This is a genomic window from Castellaniella sp. (assembly GCF_034675845.1).
In the GTDB taxonomy this organism is placed as follows: Bacteria; Pseudomonadota; Gammaproteobacteria; order Burkholderiales; family Burkholderiaceae_B; genus Castellaniella.
Genome location: NZ_JAUCCU010000001.1, coordinates 1101928 through 1119984, shown reverse-complemented (window position 1 = coordinate 1119984; position 18057 = coordinate 1101928). Strand labels below are relative to the sequence as shown.

The following is an 18057-nucleotide window of genomic DNA, read 5'->3' as shown; positions in this document are numbered from 1 at the left end:
GTCGCTCGCCGCTATGGCCTGCAGGCCATGACAGACCGCTATGCCGAAGTCTGGCGACGCCTGGCGCAGGATTACCCCGGCTGGGGGCAGCGCCGTGGCGATCATCGTGGCCAAGCGGTTGCCGGGGTAGCAGAGACTGCTTATGTTGTGGATGCCGCGCCGCGCCGCGTGCTCTTTTTCATCACCAACCCCGCCTTTCTGGTGTCGCACCGGCTGCCCGTGGCGTTGGCCGCGCGGGATGCCGGATACGAGGTGCACGTGGCGTCTATGGGGGGGCCTGCTGTCGCCCAGTTGGAATCCCTGGGGCTGACGCATCACGTCTTGCCCATGTCGCGCACCAGCATGCGACCCTGGACCGAAGCCCGCAGCCTATGGGCCGTCTGGCGCCTGTTTCGCCGGGTACGGCCCGATCTGGTGCATGCCGTGACCTTGAAGTCCGTGCTATATGGCGGGATCGCTGCGCGCGCGGCACAAGTGCCAGCCTATGTGGCGGCGATCTCCGGCCTGGGCTACGTGTTTATTCAGGGCACCGGCAAGCGCCGGGTACTGCGTTCTTTGGCCTTGGTTTTATATCGTCTGGCCCTGGGGCATCCACGCAGTCGGGTGATTTTCCAGAATCCGGCCGATCGCGATGTGCTGGTGCAGGCGGGGGCGGTGCGTCCGACGCAAGTCGTCATGCTGCGCGGTTCCGGGGTGGATCTGGGTCGTTTCTCTCCGGCGCCCTGGCCGGATGGACCCATCACAGTCGCCATGGCCTCGCGCTTGTTGCACGACAAGGGGGTGCGCGAATTCATTGAGGCCGCACGCCTGTCGGCAGCCCGGGGTGAAGCCCTGCGCTGGTGTCTGGCAGGCAGCCTGGACCTGGATAACCCGGCATCGGTACAGCCCGCCGAACTGCAGGCCTGGCAGGCCGAGGGGATCGTGGACTATGTGGGCGAATGCCCGGATGTGGCGGGTTTTTATGCCCAGGCGCATATTGTCACCTTGCCGTCTTACCGCGAGGGCTTGCCTAAATCCCTGATCGAGGCCGCAGCTTGTGGCCGTCCGGTGGTGACCACCGATGTGCCGGGTTGCCGGGATGTGATCGAGCCCAATGTCAGTGGGCTGCTGGTGCCGGTGCGCGATGCCCAGGCGCTGGCCGATGCCATCGGCCGCCTGGCCCGGGATGCTGAATTGCGCATGCAAATGGGGGCGGCAGGCCGGGCGTTGGCTGAGCGCGACTATGGCCTGCAAAGTATTGTGCAGGGACATCTGGCCGTGTATGGCGAGCTGCTGGGCCGTTGATCCCGGCGCCTTAAAACGGTAGTTCGCGCCCTGGCAGCAAGGCGCTGATGGCAGCCCGGAATTCAGCCTGAATCCGGTCCAGGGCGGCAGGCGTATCGCCTTCGAAGCGCAGCACCACCACCGGAGTGGTGTTGGATGCCCGTGCCAGGCCGAAACCATCTGCGTATTCGGCCCGGATGCCGTCGATGGTGATGCGTTCTAGGGCGCCAGGAAACTGGCCCTCGGCCTGCAGACGGGCCACAAAGGCATGGGGTTCGCCTTCGGCCATGGGAAGCTTGAGTTCGGGGGTGGAGATCCCTTGGGGCAGGGCTTCCAGCAACTGACCGGGATCGTCGCTGCGCGACAGGATTTCCAGCAGGCGCGCGCCTGCGTACAGGCCGTCGTCGAACCCGTACCAGCGTTCCTTGAAGAACAGGTGGCCGCTCATTTCACCGGCCAGCGGGGCGCCGGTGTCGGCCAGGCGGGCTTTGATCAGGGAGTGCCCGGTCTGGGACATCAGGGGCTTGCCCCCGGCATCGCGGATGGCTTGGCTGAGGTGGCGGCTGCATTTGACGTCAAAGATAATCGAGGCCCCCGGCACGCGCTGCAGGATGTCGCGGGCGAACAGCACCAGTTGGCGGTCGGGCCAAATGATCTGGCCGGACTTGGTGACCACGCCCAGGCGGTCGGCGTCGCCATCGAAGGCCAGGCCGATTTCACAGTCGGTGCGCTGCAGGTGGTGGATCAGATCCTGAAGATTTTTCGGTTCGGCGGGGTCCGGATGGTGGTTGGGAAAGTGTCCGTCCACCGTGCAATAAAGCTCGTCCACCGTGCAGCCCAGGGCCTGGAACAATCGGCTGGCGGCCACGGCGCCCACGCCGTTGCCGCAGTCGATGGCGATGTGCATGGGGCGCGCCAGCTGGATGTGGTCGGTGATGCGACTGATGTAGGTATCGACCAGGTTGCGCGACTGAGACTGTCCGGGCTGGATGCCGGTGGGGGGCTGAATATCGTTCATGCGCTGGTGCAGGGCCTGGATATCGGCCCCGTGCAGGGTGCGTCCCGCCATCATCATCTTGAAGCCGTTGTAATCCGGGGGGTTATGGCTGCCTGTAATGGCGACCCCGGACCCGCTGCCATCCAGGTGAGTGGCAAAATACACCAGCGGCGTATGCACCAACCCGACGTCCACGGTATCGATGCCCCCGGCATGCAGGCCGGCCTGCAAGGCCGTGGATAGCCCTGGACTGCTGAGGCGCCCGTCGTGGCCCACGACCAGGCTGCGCACGTTTTCCTGGCGTGCCAGCGCGGCCAGCGCCAGGCCCAGTCGATGGGCAAAGAAATCATTCAACTGCGTCGGCACGGTGCCGCGGATATCATAGGCTTTGAAAACAGAGGCAGGCAGGGCGTCAGACACGGTGACTCTCGTTCGATATGAGCAAAGGCTTATTATCGCCGATTAAAATGCAGAGTCTTGCATGGGCAGGACAATGTGCTGGCTGGCCCGATGATACGGGACTGGATAGAGGACTGATGGTTTATGGAACACTTGGATGCGTTGCGGGCGGCAGTGGGTGCGTCGCAGGTACTGACCGGGGCGGATGCCCAGGCCTATGAGGTTGATTGGCGGGAACGCTACCGAGGCCGGGCGCTGGCGGTGGTGCGTCCTGGCAGCACCGCCGAGGTCGCTGCTGTGGTGCGGTATTGTGCCCATGCCGGGCTGCCCGTCATTCCTCAGGGCGGCAATACCGGTCTGTGCGGCGGAGCCACGCCGGATGATTCCGGCCAGGCAGTGATCGTGTCGCTGCAGCGGCTGAATCAAATCCGCAGCATCGACACCGATAATGACACCATGGACGTCGAGGCCGGCTGCATTTTGCAGTCGGTGCAGCAGGCCGCACGGGATGTCGGGCGCCTGTTCCCCCTAAGCTTGGCCGCCGAGGGCAGTTGCACCATTGGGGGCAATCTGGCCACCAATGCGGGCGGCACCCAGGTGTTGCGTTACGGCAATATGCGTGAACTCACCCTGGGGCTGGAGGTCGTTACCGCCCAGGGCGAGATCTGGCATGGCCTGCGCGGCCTGCGCAAGGACAATACCGGCTACAACCTGCGCGACCTGTACATCGGCAGCGAAGGCACGCTGGGCATCATCACGGCGGCTACGCTGAAGCTCCATCCCTTGCCCGTGGCGCGTTGCACGGCTTTGTTGGCACTGGATTCCATCGAAACCGCGATTGCCGTGCTGGGCCGGGCGCGCGCCGGGCTGGGACCATCCCTGACCGGCTTTGAACTGATGGCGGGCAATTGCCTGCAAGCCGTCGTGCGCTGTTTTCCCCAGCAGCGCCTGCCGTTCAGCGGCCCTTCAGCGGATTTGCCCTGGTATGCCTTGCTGGAAATTTCCGATAGCGAGTCCGAGGCGCATGCCCGCGAGCGCTTCGAGGTCGTCGTGGGCGATGCCATCGAGGCGGGCGAGGTGCAGGATGCGGTGATTGCCGAGTCCATGGCCCAAAGCCATGCCCTGTGGCACCTGCGCGAGAGCATCCCCCTGGCCGAGAAGGAAACCGGCAAAAGCATCAAGCACGATGTTTCCGTTCCGGTGTCGCGCATGGCCGAGTTCGTTGAACAGACCAATGCGGCGCTGCAGGCGGCATTTCCTGGGATCGTCAATGTGATCTTCGGGCATTTGGGGGATGGAAACCTGCATTACAACGTGGCGCGCGGGGCGAACTGGGCCGAAGGGCAGTTGTTGGCGCACCAGGAGGACGTGTATGCCCTGGTGCATGCCCGCGTGCATGCGGTGGGTGGGTCCATCAGCGCCGAACACGGAGTGGGGCAGTTAAAGCGAGATGCTTTGCCGCACTATAAAGACCCGGTGGAAATGGCGCTGATGCGGCGCGTCAAGGACGCGCTGGACCCATCGGGGATGATGAATCCAGGCAAAGTCTTGTAAGTCGCGGGCCTTGGGGATCAATCCAGGGCAGCGATGACGATGACCTCGAATTTCAGCTCGGGGGCGGCCAGACGGGCCTCGCCGGTGGCGCGGGCAGGAGGATTGGATGGGTCGATCCAGGCTTCCCAGACGGTGTTCATGGCGGCAAAATCCGCGATGTCGCGCAGCCAGATCGTGGCCTGCAGGATTTTTGACTTATGGCTGCCGACCTGCGCCAGCAGGGCGTCCACTGCCGCCAAGGCAGAGCGCGCCTGGGCCTGGACATCCTCGCCCTCGCCGGTCTGGCCGGCCAGGTAGACGGTGTTGCCGTGGACGACGGCGTTGCTCATGCGGACACCAGGTTCAATGCGTTGAATCGTCATGGAGTGTGCTCTAAATTAAAGGAAAGACGGCGCCATGATACTACCCAAGAGGGTGGCTCAATGGCGCCGTCTGCGGTGTGCTTGCCTGTTATGCGGACGTGCGCCAGCCTGGTTGTCATCGTTTTTGGCAGTGTGGGCAAAAATAGGTCGCCCGCTGGCCTTGGACGATACGGCGGATGGCTTGCCCGCAATGGGAGCAGGGCTGGCCCGCACGTTCGTACACCGCAGCGTGCAGCGTGAAATATGCCCCGGGGGTGCCCTGGGCATTGACATAATCGCGCAGGGTGCTGCCGCCGGATTCCAGGGCCTGGCTCAGGGTTTGCAGAATCGCAGCGTGCAGGCGCGCGCAGCGCGGGCGGGACAGCCGTTTGCCGGGTGTGCGCGGGTCGATACCGGCCAAATACAAGGATTCAGAGGCATAGATATTGCCCACCCCCACCACCAGGTGTCCGGCCAGCAGCAGTTGCTTGATGGATTGCTGGCGGGTGTGGACCCCGGCGTGCAGCAGGGCCGGGGTAAATGCTGCATCAAAAGGCTCTACCCCCAGTTTGGCCAGCAAGGGATGGCTGTCGATGGGACCAGCGTTGGCCGGATGCCACAGCACGGCGCCAAAGCGGCGCGGGTCGTGCAATAAAAACCGCGCATCGTCGAATATCCATTCCACATGATCGTGCTTGCGCAGGGGCGCATCCAGCGGCACCCGGCGTAATGACCCCGACATGCCCAGGTGCACGATTTGTGTGCCGTGACTGAATTGAATCAATAGGTACTTGCCCCGCCGATCACAGGCCAAGACCACCTGATTGGCCAGCAGAGCGGGCAGATCCGGCGGGATTGGCCAGCGCAATCGGGACTCGTGCACGAGCAGTTGGCGCAGTGTGCGGCCTGGCATGATCGTGGCAATTCCACGACGGGTGGTTTCGACTTCTGGCAGTTCAGGCATGGCGGGGTGATAACATCCTCTTTCGATGAAGCAATTTTGCCACCAGACGCGGGCATTTCTCGCGTTGCGGCCCTGGTTACCGCCGATGAGAATTTCTGCCTCTGTCATGCCTATGGTGCTGGCGCTTGCCGCGCTGCCCCAGATGGGATGGGCTGCGTCACCGGTGCCTGCGCCGCCAGATGCGGTTGAAACGATCCGTTTGCGCCCGGGCGAACTCCCGGCCGTCAGCCTCACGCCCGAGCTTCTCTACCGTATTTTAGTCGCTGAACTCGCTGCCCAGCAGGGCCAGTACGATGATGCGGCTCAGGGGCTGCTGTCGTTGGCACGCGACACCCTGGATCCTCGCCTGGCTCAACGGGCTTTTCAGATGTCCATGTCGGGTCGCAATCTGGCCCTGGCCCTGCAGGCCGCCCGCGAGTGGGCCCGATTGAACCCGGATAACCCCGAGGCCGTTGCCGCCTCGCTGGCCTTGTCTGCCTCCAGTGGCCAGACCGATGGCCTGGCGCGTACCTTGGCGCGCCGCATCGATTCGGCAGACGATAAAGAACAAGCTGTGGCGCAGGCGGTCGGTATTGTCTCCAAGATGACCGATAAACGCCTGGCCCTGGATGTGCTGGATAAGGCGGTGGCGGGGGTGATCGATACTTCGGCGCTCGCGCACCTCGCCCTGGCCGATACGGCCTGGGCTGCCGGCGAGCCGCGCCGCGCGCTGGACGAATCCTATCGCGCCCAAGGCTTGGCGCCTGATTCTCTGGATGCCGCCGAACGCATCCTGGAATATGGTCTGCGCATTGAGCCCCGAGAGGCAATTCGTGATACCTATCGCTATCTGGCCGACCATCCCGGTCACCGGGGCCTGCAACTTTTGCTGGTCAGCCGCCTGACGGGGCGGGGGCAGTTCGACGAGGCGCTGAAGCTGTTGGGCGATATGCGCCGTCAGGCCCCCGAGGATTTCGATTTGCTGTACACCGAGGCCGAGGTCAATGCGCGGGCGGGGCGCTATGTCGCCGCGAAATCCCTGTTGAACGAATACATTACCATCCAGCAGCAGCGCCGCCGGTCGCTGGCCGAAGGGGCCTCCAGCGCCCAGGCCGATGTCTCTGATGCTCGCTTGCTGTTGGTGCAGATCGCCGAGCGCCAGGATGATCTGGCCGAAGCCATCCGCCAGTTGCATGCCATCGACGAGTCCAGCCTGCGTTTCCAGGCCCGGACGCACGAGGCCGTGCTGTACGGCAAGCTGGGCGACCTGCCTAAGGCGCGGGCCACACTGGATGCCATCAAGCCCATCGACCGGCGTGAACGGGTCGTCATCCAATTGACGCTGGCGTCCATTTATCGGGGGGCAGGGCGCACGGACCAGGCAGTGGACACCCTGAAGGCCGCTGATCTGGCCATGCCGGATATGCCGGAAATCAAATACGAGCTGGGTATGTTGTTGCATCAGCAGGGCAAGACCGCCGAATTCGAAACCCTGATGAAGCGCGTCATCGAGCTGGACCCTGATGATGCCAACGCCTATAACTCGCTGGGCTATACCTATGCCGATACCAACCGTAATCTGCCCGAGGCCCGGGATCTGCTGGAGCGCGCCCTGGATCTGGACCCGGAGAATCCCTTTATCCTCGATAGCGTGGGCTGGTACCTGTTTCGCACAGAAGACTATCAAGGGGCGCTGGAATACTTGCGGCGCTCCTACGATCAATTGCCGGCTGCCGATGTGGCGGCTCATCTGGGCGAAGCCTTGTGGATGCTGAAGCGCCCGGAACAGGCGCGTCGGATCTGGGCCGAGGGCCTGAAGGCCGATCCCGACAACGAGACCCTGAAATCCACCTTGCGGCGCTTGGGCGTGTCGCTGCCATGAGCCTTTACCAAGGCCTGCGCGTCATTCGGCTGTGGCTGGTGTTGTGTCTGGCCTTCTGGCTGGCGGCTTGCGCCACCCCCAGCCGGATCGCGGGCCAGGGGACGGCCTTTGATCGGGTAGGCCGCTTTGCAGTCAATCTGCAGCCCATGGCGCAGCCCCCTTATGCCGCCCAAGGCGGGTTTTCCTGGCGCGATGATGGTCGGGTGCTGCGCCTGGACCTCAGCAGCCCTCTGGGCGGTGTGCTGGCCCGTATACAGGTCATACCGGGTCAAGCGGTGCTGGAGCGCAGCGATGGCAGTCAAACGTCTGCCGCCAGTGCCGATACGCTGCTGGCCCAGGTTTGGGGCTATCCCATGCCGGTCACCGGCCTGCGGTACTGGATTCAGGGCCAGGCCACCCCTGGGTCGCCTGCCACGGCCATGCAGCGTGACGCCCAGGGCCGCTTGACCACCCTGCAGCAGGATGGCTGGGAAATCCGCCTGTCCGATTACGACGACCAAGGGCCGGGACGGGTGCGCCTGCTGCGTCAGGATGCCCAGGGGCAATGGCGTTTGCAACTGATCATGGACCGGCCCTGATGGTGGATTTCCCTTCGGCTGGCTCATCGGCCCCTCCGGGCGCAGGCGGTTTGCCTCTGACCACGCTGCTGGATGTTCCCGCACCGGCAAAGTTGAATCTTTTTTTGCACGTGGTGGGACGCCGCCCGGATGGCTATCACCAGTTGCAGACGGTTTTTCGATTTATTGATCTGTGTGATCGCCTGGATTTCGAACGCACTCCGGATGGCAGTATCCAGCGCGATGGCGACGGACTGGCGGGCCTGCCGGCAGCCCAGGATCTGGTCTTGCGGGCGGCGCACGCCCTGCAACAAGCCACGGGTACGCGGTATGGGGCACGCATCCGTTACCGCAAGGTCATTCCTGCCGGTGGTGGCCTGGGGGGCGGGTCCAGCGATGCGGCCACCACCTTGATTGCCCTGAATCGGCTGTGGGGCACTGGCCTGCGGCGCGCCGAGCTGCTGCGTCTGGCCTTGCCGCTGGGGGCGGATGTGCCCGTTTTCGTGTTTGGACAGGCCGCATTTGCCCAAGGGATAGGCGAGGATCTGGCCCCGATATCCTTGCCGCCACAGGCCTATTTGGTCATGCACCCAGATGCTTCGGTCTCGACTGCGGCGGTGTTTAATGACCCCGATTTGACAAGAGATTCAGAATCGGTAAAAATCTCGGTCTTTGCTGATTGGCAAACACAACACAGCGGCTTATTTGGCCGCAACGACTTGGAAACAGTCGTGTGTCGGCAGCAGCCCATGGTAGACCAGTTATTGGCTACGCTACGTGGGGCAGGTCTGGCGGCACGCATGACGGGATCGGGGTCTTGTGTTTTTGTGGGTTTTTCTGATGCGCGGCTTGCCCGGGTGCAAAGAAACCAGATAATCGGTAAAATGCATGACCTACCCGATGTGGTCATCAACGGCAGTTGGCTATGCCAGGGGCTGGATGATCATCCACTGCGGGATTGGGTAATGGATTAGTTGGGGAATCGCCAAGCTGGTTAAGGCACTGGATTTTGATTCCAGCATGCGAAGGTTCGAATCCTTCTTCCCCAGCCATTCGCTTATACGCAAACATCAATTCAGGCTGTTGAACATGCCCTGTGTGGGGCTAATCGTCAACAGCCTTGTCATTTGAGACATTGGCTCGGCACCATGGCACAAGACAGATTCATGATTTTCACCGGTACAGCCAATCCCAGGCTGGCGGTGGATGTAGTCAATCATCTGGATATGTCGCTGGGCAAGATGACCGTCGGTCGCTTCTCCGATGGCGAAGTCATGGTCGAAATCAATGAAAACGTCCGCGGAAAGGACGTTTTCGTGCTGCAGCCCACCTGTGCCCCCACCAACGACAACCTGATGGAAATCATGGTGATGGTCGATGCGCTGCGCCGTGCGTCGGCACGCAACATCACCGCCGCCATTCCATATTTCGGCTATGCCCGCCAGGATCGTCGGCCGCGCTCGGCGCGGGTCTCCATCTCGGCCAAGGTCGTGGCCAATATGCTGCAGTCCGTCGGCGTCGATCGCATCATGATGATGGATCTGCATGCCGACCAAATCCAGGGTTTCTTCGATATCCCGGTGGACAATATTTACGCGGGTCCGATCTTGCTGGGCGACATCTGGAGCCGCAACTTTCAGAACCTGGTGGTTGTGTCGCCGGATATCGGCGGCGTGGTGCGTGCGCGTGCGCTGGCCAAACAGCTGGAATCCGATCTGGCGATCATTGACAAGCGCCGCCCGCGTGCCAATGTCTCCGAAGTCATGAACATCATTGGCGATGTCAATGGCCGTACCTGCCTGATCATGGACGACATGGTCGACACCGCCGGCACTTTGTGCAAGGCCGCGCAAGCCCTGAAAGACCGTGGCGCGGGCTTGGTCTATGCCTATTGCACCCACCCGGTGCTGTCGGGCGAAGCCGTACAGCGCATCAACGAATCCGCGCTCGACGAACTGGTCGTCACCGATACGATCCCGCTGTCCGATACCGCCCGCCAGTGCCCCAAGATCCGCCAGCTGTCGTGTGCTTCGCTGCTGGGTGAAACCATCTTGCGTATCGCCACGGCCGAATCCGTCAGTTCGCTGTTCGCCGATTGATTTTTCTGCCCTCTGCTGGTCGCGGCGGGGGGTGATTTGCAGCGTAGTCTGCGTTATTCAGGGGCCATAGGCCCCATACCGGAGTTTTCCATGAAATTCACCGCCACTTCGCGTAGCGTTCAGGGTTCGAGTGCGAGCCGCCGCCTGCGCCGCGCCGGTCGGGTGCCTGCCATCGTTTACGGTGGCAAATCCGCCCCCGCCAACCTCGAGCTCGATCACAACGAAATCTACCATGCCCTGCACAAGGAAGAATTCCACGCTTCCATCCTGGACATGAGCCTGGACGGCAAGATCGAACCCGTGTTGGTGCGTGCTGTGCAATGGCACCCCTACAAGGCCCAAGTCCTGCATGTGGATTTTCAGCGCGTTGATGCCTCCCAGGCCGTCAACACCAAAATCCCCGTGCATTACCTGAACGCTGATCAAAGCCCTGCCGTCAAGCTCGCTGGTCAGGTCATTACCCATGGCCCCACCGAACTCGGCATCACCTGCCTGCCGGCCAATCTGCCCCAGTTCATCGAAGTCAATCTGGGCAATATGATCGGCAATTCGCGTGTGCATCTGGCCGACATCACCCTGCCGATCGGTGTCAAGTTCGTGCCGCATGGCGATGACGTCAATCCGCTGCTGGCTCAGGCAGCCGCCCCCAAGGGCGCGGCCGCTGATGACGCCGCCGAAACCCCGGCTGCCGAGTAATCCTCAGCCTGCGCCTGGTGCCTGATTGGGGCACCAAGCCTTTCAATGTCCATGTGCCTGGTGACAGAATCTGTCTTCAGCCATGGGCATTGGCTTATTATCCGCAGGGCGACGCGCTGCCTGTGCCTGCCGGTCTTTGTCGTATGATGGAGGCCGCCAAATTCTTTCCTGACTATCTTCGATGACCACGCCCATCCGTCTCATCGTGGGCCTGGGCAATCCCGGTCCCGAATACGAAACCACTCGCCATAACGCAGGCTTTTGGCTGGCCGATCATTTTGCCGATGATCTGCATGCCGGATTTACGCTGGATAAGTCGTTCTTTGCCTCGGTGGCGCGCGCGCGTCATGCTGGGCAGGCGGTCATCCTGGCCAAGCCCATTACCTTCATGAATAAATCCGGCCAGGCGGTGGGTGCGTTGGCGCGATTCTATAAGTTGCAGCCCGAGGAAATCCTGGTTCTGCACGACGAACTGGATTTGCTGCCCGGTGCCGTCAAGCTCAAGTTCGGCGGCGGTCATGCCGGACACAATGGCTTGCGCGATATCCAGGCCGTGCTGGGGACGCCGAAATTCTGGCGTTTGCGCATTGGCATCGGCCATCCGCGCAGCCTGGGGCTGGCGCAGTCCGTCGTCAATTTTGTGCTGCATCCGCCGCGTCAACAGGAGATGCCGGATATCGACGAAGTCATCCGCCGTTGCCGGGTCGAGCTTCCCGCGCTGCTGGATGGGGCATTCGATCGCGTCACCGAGCGCCTGCACCAAGGCAACCGCGCTGAAGCCTGATCCGGGAAATCGCCCGTGGCCGCCCGGGCGTGGTCGGTGGCATGATGTCTTGCCAGAAACCGCCCGGGCCCACAGAAGCCCGCACCGCGAAGGCTTGTCCAGATGGCCACAGGCTGTCGTCGGAGGATGTCAATGACTGTATCGGCCTTGCTGAATCGTCCTGCTGGCCTGCCCACCATGGGGCAGGAAATCGTGGATTTTCTGCGTTTTGTCGTACACCCCAAACCAGGGCCACGGCTGGGTGCGCACCGCCTGGGGCCGGGCGTTCGCGTCGATTTTTCCTTGAACGCGCCATTGTGGCGGCTGGTGCACTGGGCGGTCCTGCTGTGGATGGTCAATATTTTTGTCTTTGCCCCGCTGGCGTTGTCCGCCGCCGAGGCCTCCGGGGCGCAACACCGCCTGGATATCCATAATCTGCCCTGGCTGACCGCCCTGATCTGGGCGCCGATCGTCGAAGAACTCACGTTCCGTTTTGCGCTGCGGCGGCCTGTCATGCTGCTGTGGTTTGTCCCGATCATGGCCATGATCATGGTCCAGGGGGTGGGGCCTGTGCCGATCTTGTTGGCCGGGGTGGCCTTGCTGCTGGCGCTGGCGCCTCAGTGGTATCCCGCTGGCTATCGCTGGCAGGCGGCTTGGGTGACGCCCTGGCGCTGGCGTCGACGTGTGCGCCGACTCTATCCCCTGTTATTTCATGTGGTCGCCCTGACCTTTGCTGCGGTGCATTTGTATAACTTCCGGCATACGTCCATCAATCTGGTGCTGATGTCTTTGCTGGTGCTGCCGCAGTGGGTCACCGGCCTGGTGTTGGGCTGGATTCGGGTGAAGCGCGGTATCGGGGCTTCGATGGCGCTGCATGCCATTTTCAATGGCGGTCCTTTGCTGCTGATCGGCCTGGTGCTGCACTTTGCCCCCCAACTGGCGGCGTATTGAAAGCGGACGGTCCCGGATCAGAGCAAACAGCCTGCCAAATCCTGGTCCGGGCTACAATATCGTCCTGATTTTTCATCTTATTTTCCTTCAGGAACCCCATGGCACTGCAATGCGGCATCGTTGGCCTGCCCAACGTCGGTAAATCCACTCTGTTTAACGCCCTGACCAAGGCTGGCATCGCGGCGGAAAACTACCCTTTCTGCACCATCGAGCCCAATGTCGGCGTGGTCGAGGTGCCCGATCCCCGCCTGGCCCAGTTGTCCACCATCGTCAAACCCGAGCGTGTCGTGCCCGCCGTGGTCGAATTCGTCGATATCGCCGGCTTGGTGGCCGGGGCCTCGAAGGGCGAGGGCCTGGGCAATCAGTTCCTGGCCAATATCCGCGAAACAGACGCCATTGTGCACGTGGTGCGCTGCTTCGAGGACGAAAACGTGGTGCACGTCGCCGGTCGGATCGATCCGATCTCCGACATCGAAGTCATCAATACCGAACTCGCGCTGGCCGACCTGGCAACTGCCGACAAAATCCTGCAGAAAAATCGCAAACTGGCCAATTCCGGCGACAAGGAAGCCATCCAGCTAACCGCCTTGCTGGAGCGCGTGGTCGCTGCGCTGGACGCGGGTAAATCCGTGCGCAGCCTGGGGCTGGACGAAGACGAGCAGGCGTTGATTCGCGGCTACTGCTTCATCACCGCCAAGCGCACCATGTATGTCGCCAACGTGCGCGACGATGGTTTCCAGGACAACCCTCATCTGAAAGTCGTGCAGGACTACGCCGCCGCCGAAAACGCTCCCGTGGTGGCCGTGTGCGCCGCCATCGAAGCCGAGATCGCCGATCTGGACGAAGACGACAGAACCGTCTTCCTGGAAGACATGGGCATGACCGAACCGGGCCTGGATCGCGTCATCCGCGCCAGCTACCAGTTGTTGGGCCTGCAGACCTACTTCACTGCCGGTGTCAAAGAAGTCCGCGCCTGGACGGTACACGTCGGCGCCACCGCCCCGCAGGCCGCTGGCGTCATTCACACCGATTTTGAACGCGGCTTCATCCGCGCCCAGACCATCGCCTTTGACGACTTCATCGCTTATAAGGGTGAACAAGGCGCCAAGGAAGCCGGGAAAATGCGGGCTGAAGGCAAGGACTATATTGTTAAAGACGGGGATGTGCTGAATTTCCTGTTTAACGTCTAGACGGAATAGTCGGTTCCGTGGGGTTTCCTGGAGCAAGATGAAAGCATCAATTCGTCTGAAAAACAGTGTGAATACGCGGTTTTTTGGTTTCGATCTGTTCCTGTGTCTTTCTGTGGTTACTAAGTGCTTTGTGAGTACATAACTGAGTACATGTGGTTGATGTAAGCATAAGATATGAGTACAGTGGTGAAATTGCCCTGCTTTCAAAGGTAGCACACCATGCTCACGGACGCGCATTGCCGCAATGCCAAGCCTCGGGACAAGCTGTATCGGCTCAATGACCATCGTGGTCTCTATCTGGAGGTCAAGCCCTCTGGCGTAAAGGCTTGGCGCTATCGCTATACCCTCAGTGGCAAGGCCAGCATGTATGCCTTGGGCAATTATTCCGAAGTGACGCTATCCCAGGCTCGCGAGCTTTGTGAAGCTGCGCGCAAGCTTGTGAAGCAGGGTATCAACCCCGCCCAGCAACGGCAGCTCGACCGCGTCAGGCGGGCCAGCGAGGCGAAAAATACCTTTGAAGCAGTCGCCAGGGAATGGCTGCAGACGAAAGACTGGAAGGATGTGACCAAGGATCGACGCTTGGACATGCTGACGCGCGTCGTCTTTCCGAGTATCGGCAAGATGCCGGTGCGCGATGTTACCCCGGCACATGTTCTGGGCATTCTGCAGGCCACAGTGAAACGTGGAGCGCCCTCGGTGGCGGCCGAGGCGCGGCGGACAATGTCGGCTGTATTTGAGTTCGCTGTGGCGACCTTGCGTGCAGATACGGATCCTGTCTGGCCAGTGCGCAAGGCAATCCCGGTCAATAAAACCCAGCACAAAACGGCGCTGACGGTCGAGCAGATCGGCAAGCTGCTGCGCGATTTTGACAATCACCGCTGCACTTTTCAGGTTAACTACTGCATGCAACTGATGTGGTGGACACTGGTACGGCCTTCTGAGGCCGCTGAAGCGGAGTGGTCCGAGTTTGACCTAGCCGCAGCTACCTGGAGCATTCCTGCACGACGGATGAAGGCCAAGAAAGCTCATACCGTGCCTTTGCCGAACCAGGCAGTGGAAATGCTCAAAGGACTGCATATGCTGACAGGCGGCCGCAGAAACCTTTTCCCGGGCCGGGATAATCGTAATGGGCCGATGTCGGTGGCCTCCTTGCGCCAGGCCTTGAAGGTGCTAGGGTGGAGCGGGGTATATAGCCCGCATGCCACCCGAACAACCGGTAGCACGCGATTGAATGAAATGGGATACCGGCCGGATGCTATCGAAGCTCAGCTGGCCCATGCGGATCAGAATAACGTGCGCCGCGCCTACAACCATGCGACTTACTTTGATGAGCGTAGAGCGATGATGCAGGATTGGGCGGATCACTTGGAGGCGTGGAAAAACAAATGAAGAAATTACCGTATTTACCTGAGGGGTATGAGGGCCAACTGACCGAGGCGCAGCGAAAATTCGCGCAGATCGCCGTAGAGACACAAATCCGCCTTCGCAGAAGGGGCCTCGCCGTTTTCCGTGATCGGGGTCGATTTTGCCGACACATGTTCGGACTGGCAAAAGAGTATCAATATCGGCAGCTACGGCAATCTGAGCAAGATGATGCTCGGGCCAAGTTTGCCAGGATATCAGCCCGATCACAGCAGCTTGCTGCCTTACTGGCCGAACTCGCTCCCAAAGAGATCCGCACGCTGGGCGAGCAAATGACGTTGCAATGGACTCACGCCAGTGTAAGTGAGAAGGAAGATCGTGAAGACAGGCTCTGCTCGGGCGATTGGCCGTTTCAAGCCCTACCATTGACGATCCAGACTGATTCTTTGGGTGAACTAGAGAAGGCTTCGGCAAAATTGTCGCGAGCATCGTCATCAGGGCGTGCGAAATTACACGCCGAGCACTGGGCTGCGCGAGAGTTCGTCCGAATTTGCCATGCGACGGGATGGTCTCCGATTCGGATGGCCAATGGCAGCAATGAGGTGAAGCATCAAGCAGAGCCCAATCTGCCGGACGCTGTGCGTTGCCTTGCTGCCGTGTTCGAGATGGCTGGAGTTGCGGAGTCCTTGACCAAGAGCCGAGCAATGACCGTCTTGCGTGCATTGCGCACGACTCCCGTGCCGCATGCGGTCAGGTGGACGTCTGGCTGGGAAGGCGAACACGGCGAAGAGGAGTGGTTCGAGGTCAGCCTTCAAAACTGCGTCAGCGAGCAATGGAAGGGGATTCCAAATTTCATTCCGGAGGATCGCCGGTAATCAGACGCTCGGGCTAGGCTGCAAAAAATTGTGCGGGCATTAAAGCTGAGATTTCTTCGGCTTTAATGCCCGCGACTTTTATCCGTATCGCATGGATCATGGCCTCACGTTCAATTCGTTTCGAGGTTCACCATGAAGATTCTGCGTATCCAGGAAGCCTGCAACAAGATTTCTCTCAGCCGTACGACCCTATGGCGTCTGTGTCAGCAAACAGATTTTCCCAAGCCGATCAATCTGGGCGGTCGCGCCGTCGGATTTCTGGAGCACGAGATCGATCGATGGCTGGAGAACCAAGCGGCTGCGCGTCCAGTTTCGTCCCGGGAGGACTGAAATGGGGCGCCAACGAACAATCAATGACCAAAACTTTTGGCATGCGCCCCGGCTGGAGGGGTGCACCTCCGAAGACAAGTTTGCGCTCATCCATCTGTTGACTGGGCCGAAGAGCAACATTACGGGGGTCTATACGCTCGTACCACGCCATGCAGGGGCTGAGCTTGGCTGGACGCAGGAGCAGTGGCGGGATGTCGTCAATCGGCTGCAGGAGAGGGCTCTGGCTCGCTACGATGATGAACGCCTCATGGTCTGGGTACGCGTCTGGTGGGAACACCATAATGCTCGGCAAACGATGGGTGTGAAGTTGCGCGGCCGAGCTGTGGAGGAGATAAACCGTATTCCGGCTTCCTGGCTGGACGAATTTCTGACGGACTATCGCAGCCGCTTGATGGAGGAGCAGCGACACTGGCTCAGTGCGGTCCTGACGGGGTTGGTTGATACTTCTGCCGAAGGGTATGGATATGGTATCGATACCTCTGCAGGAAAAGTTCGGCATAACACTAACAAACAACAGAAACTATTAACTGAAACGACAACGGAAAATAGTTATCCACAATCTGTGGATATGTCGGGCATTCCGCTTGAGTTTCAGGGAGAGGTCCACCGAGCCATCCAGGTGGCAATTCAGGAAGGTTCAATCCGGCATGATCCCCAATCGGTGATCAATGCGATGGTGGAACGCTACCGATCGCCCAGCCCGCCCAGGTCGGCATATCCGATGACCCTGCATCTGGCAAAGTATCTGCAGCCCGGCGCTTCAGTTGGTAGAGGCCGGTATGCCGGGGGTTGAGGATGATGTAGCCGGTTTAGTCCGTGAGTGCCAAGACTTGTTTGAGCAGATTTGCCGAGGCAGGAATCCCTTGGGGTCAGTGTCAAAGAAAACGCGAATGGATTATGCAAAGTTGACTTTGGGGTTGGTGCGAAAGGCCCAGAGATCTGGAGCTGATTTGATGACTATGGTACTGGCGACCTCGCGTTCGTCAAGCTATCACAAGCGGATGGCGGCGGTCCGATATCTGCTGGCCACTCAGCACCAACAGTTGCTCTTGGAAGCACAGACTCGCTGCCGTGTGGAGGAAAGGTCTGATCCTGAGTGGTTCTGTCGTTGGCGGAACCATTGCGGTCTGCTTCGTGGGTATCACGACCGGCAAAAACTAGGCTTTACTACGACGCGCCGAAAACGCGCCAGTAAGCGGCAGGCCCTGCGTGGTCTGCCAGACGATTGGCGAGACCAACTCTGCGTGCGTGCAAGAAACGGGAAATACGCTTATGCGATGCTGGTTGCTGCGTTGACAGGCTGCCGCCCTGCAGAGCTTCAGGCGGGTATTGTCGTCTCGCGTGAGCAACACACTGAAAGTACTGAAGAGCTGATCGTTTTCAGGGTTGATGGCGTCAAGGTCAAGGAAGGGCACGGGCAACCCTATCGGTTGATTGCTTATCGAGCCAATGACCCGCATCCCTTGATGCGTGCCATCGTGGATCTGCTGAATAGCGATGGTGCCGAACTGCCTCTGAATGTGCAAATCGAACGTCCTGGGAACTTCACTGTGGAAGTCCGGCGACTGGCCAAGTGTTTGTGGCCAACACACCCTCATGCCGTGACTGCTTATTGCTTTCGGCACCAGTGGGCTGCAGACATTAAGAGTACCCAAGCTGGTGATGTGGTTAGTCGTGGGTTGGGTCACTTGTCGGCGAAGACGCGGCGGTATTATGGGCTGGCTGGACAGGCGAGATCATCAGGCGTGTTATCGCCTTTTTCGATCGAAGCGCCTCGTCTGGTCCGGCCAGAGAAGATGGTTTCGAGCCGAGGTTCATTGACACTACTTGGGCCTTGAGATGCCATTGTTCATTG

At 60.6% G+C, this 18057-nt stretch carries 18 protein-coding genes and 1 tRNA gene; 16 read left to right on the top strand and 3 right to left on the bottom strand.

The genetic code is table 11. The features are described from left to right. Positions 1-147 precede the first annotated feature (147 nt). A complete protein-coding gene (locus VDP81_RS05390; protein ID WP_322996932.1) occupies positions 148-1284 on the top strand; it encodes a glycosyltransferase family 4 protein in 1137 nt (378 codons plus the stop codon). A gap of 10 nt (positions 1285-1294) precedes the next feature. On the opposite strand, the gene VDP81_RS05385 is transcribed toward VDP81_RS05390, so the two are convergent. Then, positions 1295-2680 carry a phosphomannomutase/phosphoglucomutase gene (locus VDP81_RS05385; RefSeq protein ID WP_322996668.1) on the bottom strand — a complete coding sequence of 462 codons (1386 nt, stop codon included), beginning with the start codon at positions 2678-2680 and terminating at the stop codon, positions 1295-1297. Positions 2681-2803: 123 nt separating this feature from the next. Between VDP81_RS05385 and VDP81_RS05380 the strand changes: the two genes are divergently transcribed. Further along, positions 2804-4213: an FAD-binding oxidoreductase gene (locus tag VDP81_RS05380; RefSeq protein ID WP_322996669.1), complete on the top strand. Its 1410-nt coding sequence runs from the start codon at positions 2804-2806 to the stop codon at positions 4211-4213. Positions 4214-4230: 17 nt separating this feature from the next. Here VDP81_RS05380 and VDP81_RS05375 read toward each other — a convergent pair whose 3' ends face one another. Then, entirely contained in the window at positions 4231-4575 is a 345-nt protein-coding gene (locus VDP81_RS05375) for a RidA family protein (RefSeq protein WP_322996670.1), read from the bottom strand. A 115-nt stretch (positions 4576-4690) separates the two neighbouring features. Continuing rightward, a complete protein-coding gene (mutM, locus tag VDP81_RS05370; RefSeq protein ID WP_322996671.1) occupies positions 4691-5518 on the bottom strand; it encodes a bifunctional DNA-formamidopyrimidine glycosylase/DNA-(apurinic or apyrimidinic site) lyase in 828 nt (275 codons plus the stop codon). Positions 5519-5603: 85 nt separating this feature from the next. On the opposite strand from mutM, the gene VDP81_RS05365 reads away from it, so the two are divergent. From VDP81_RS05365 to VDP81_RS05300, 14 genes are all read left to right on the top strand, one after another. Next, positions 5604-7379 carry a tetratricopeptide repeat protein gene (locus VDP81_RS05365; RefSeq protein ID WP_323011764.1) on the top strand — a complete coding sequence of 592 codons (1776 nt, stop codon included), beginning with the start codon at positions 5604-5606 and terminating at the stop codon, positions 7377-7379. Continuing rightward, positions 7376-7957, top strand: a complete 582-nt coding sequence (gene lolB, locus VDP81_RS05360) for a lipoprotein insertase outer membrane protein LolB (protein ID WP_323011763.1) — start codon at positions 7376-7378, stop codon at positions 7955-7957. Before VDP81_RS05365 ends, lolB begins: the two co-directional genes overlap by 4 nt. Then, positions 7957-8910 (top strand): 4-(cytidine 5'-diphospho)-2-C-methyl-D-erythritol kinase, encoded by a 954-nt coding sequence (ispE, locus tag VDP81_RS05355; protein WP_416233241.1) that lies wholly within the window; start codon positions 7957-7959, stop codon positions 8908-8910. The genes lolB and ispE overlap by 1 nt, the downstream gene beginning before the upstream one ends. 1 nt (position 8911) lies before the next feature. Next, positions 8912-8988 (top strand) — tRNA-Gln (locus VDP81_RS05350). Positions 8989-9084: 96 nt separating this feature from the next. Next, positions 9085-10035, top strand: coding sequence for a ribose-phosphate pyrophosphokinase (locus VDP81_RS05345; protein WP_323011761.1), 951 nt, complete (start codon positions 9085-9087; stop codon positions 10033-10035). A 90-nt stretch (positions 10036-10125) separates the two neighbouring features. Further along, positions 10126-10731 (top strand): 50S ribosomal protein L25/general stress protein Ctc, encoded by a 606-nt coding sequence (locus VDP81_RS05340; RefSeq protein WP_323011760.1) that lies wholly within the window; start codon positions 10126-10128, stop codon positions 10729-10731. 181 nt (positions 10732-10912) lie between these two features. After that, positions 10913-11515 (top strand): aminoacyl-tRNA hydrolase, encoded by a 603-nt coding sequence (gene pth / locus VDP81_RS05335; protein ID WP_322996676.1) that lies wholly within the window; start codon positions 10913-10915, stop codon positions 11513-11515. A 132-nt stretch (positions 11516-11647) separates the two neighbouring features. Then, complete coding sequence (locus VDP81_RS05330; protein ID WP_323011759.1) at positions 11648-12445, top strand: type II CAAX prenyl endopeptidase Rce1 family protein; 798 nt, start codon at positions 11648-11650, stop codon at positions 12443-12445. A gap of 98 nt (positions 12446-12543) precedes the next feature. Continuing rightward, the gene (gene ychF / locus VDP81_RS05325; protein WP_323011758.1) at positions 12544-13635 is read left to right on the top strand and encodes a redox-regulated ATPase YchF; all 1092 of its coding nucleotides are present in this window, start codon (positions 12544-12546) and stop codon (positions 13633-13635) included. Positions 13636-13854: 219 nt separating this feature from the next. After that, a complete protein-coding gene (locus VDP81_RS05320) occupies positions 13855-15024 on the top strand; it encodes a tyrosine-type recombinase/integrase (protein ID WP_323011757.1) in 1170 nt (389 codons plus the stop codon). Then, positions 15021-15872: a hypothetical protein gene (locus tag VDP81_RS05315; RefSeq protein WP_323011756.1), complete on the top strand. Its 852-nt coding sequence runs from the start codon at positions 15021-15023 to the stop codon at positions 15870-15872. Before VDP81_RS05320 ends, VDP81_RS05315 begins: the two co-directional genes overlap by 4 nt. A 132-nt stretch (positions 15873-16004) precedes the next feature. Further along, entirely contained in the window at positions 16005-16202 is a 198-nt protein-coding gene (locus VDP81_RS05310; RefSeq protein ID WP_323011755.1) for a helix-turn-helix transcriptional regulator, read from the top strand. A 1-nt stretch (position 16203) separates the two neighbouring features. Then, complete coding sequence (locus tag VDP81_RS05305) at positions 16204-16995, top strand: hypothetical protein (protein WP_323011754.1); 792 nt, start codon at positions 16204-16206, stop codon at positions 16993-16995. A 160-nt stretch (positions 16996-17155) separates the two neighbouring features. Then, positions 17156-18040, top strand: coding sequence for a hypothetical protein (locus tag VDP81_RS05300; protein WP_323011753.1), 885 nt, complete (start codon positions 17156-17158; stop codon positions 18038-18040). The last annotated feature ends 17 nt before the right edge of the window (positions 18041-18057 follow it).

Coding starts and splice junctions, on each gene's coding strand:
- VDP81_RS05380 (WP_322996669.1), top strand. CDS start 2,804: ATGGAACACTTGGATGCGTTGCGGGCGGCAGTGGGTGCGTCGCAGGTA.
- VDP81_RS05375 (WP_322996670.1), bottom strand. CDS start 4,575: ATGACGATTCAACGCATTGAACCTGGTGTCCGCATGAGCAACGCCGTC.
- mutM (WP_322996671.1), bottom strand. CDS start 5,518: ATGCCTGAACTGCCAGAAGTCGAAACCACCCGTCGTGGAATTGCCACG.
- VDP81_RS05365 (WP_323011764.1), top strand. CDS start 5,604: ATGAGAATTTCTGCCTCTGTCATGCCTATGGTGCTGGCGCTTGCCGCG.
- lolB (WP_323011763.1), top strand. CDS start 7,376: ATGAGCCTTTACCAAGGCCTGCGCGTCATTCGGCTGTGGCTGGTGTTG.
- ispE (WP_416233241.1), top strand. CDS start 7,957: ATGGTGGATTTCCCTTCGGCTGGCTCATCGGCCCCTCCGGGCGCAGGC.
- VDP81_RS05345 (WP_323011761.1), top strand. CDS start 9,085: ATGGCACAAGACAGATTCATGATTTTCACCGGTACAGCCAATCCCAGG.
- VDP81_RS05340 (WP_323011760.1), top strand. CDS start 10,126: ATGAAATTCACCGCCACTTCGCGTAGCGTTCAGGGTTCGAGTGCGAGC.
- pth (WP_322996676.1), top strand. CDS start 10,913: ATGACCACGCCCATCCGTCTCATCGTGGGCCTGGGCAATCCCGGTCCC.
- VDP81_RS05330 (WP_323011759.1), top strand. CDS start 11,648: ATGACTGTATCGGCCTTGCTGAATCGTCCTGCTGGCCTGCCCACCATG.
- ychF (WP_323011758.1), top strand. CDS start 12,544: ATGGCACTGCAATGCGGCATCGTTGGCCTGCCCAACGTCGGTAAATCC.
- VDP81_RS05320 (WP_323011757.1), top strand. CDS start 13,855: ATGCTCACGGACGCGCATTGCCGCAATGCCAAGCCTCGGGACAAGCTG.
- VDP81_RS05315 (WP_323011756.1), top strand. CDS start 15,021: ATGAAGAAATTACCGTATTTACCTGAGGGGTATGAGGGCCAACTGACC.
- VDP81_RS05310 (WP_323011755.1), top strand. CDS start 16,005: ATGAAGATTCTGCGTATCCAGGAAGCCTGCAACAAGATTTCTCTCAGC.
- VDP81_RS05305 (WP_323011754.1), top strand. CDS start 16,204: ATGGGGCGCCAACGAACAATCAATGACCAAAACTTTTGGCATGCGCCC.
- VDP81_RS05300 (WP_323011753.1), top strand. CDS start 17,156: ATGACTATGGTACTGGCGACCTCGCGTTCGTCAAGCTATCACAAGCGG.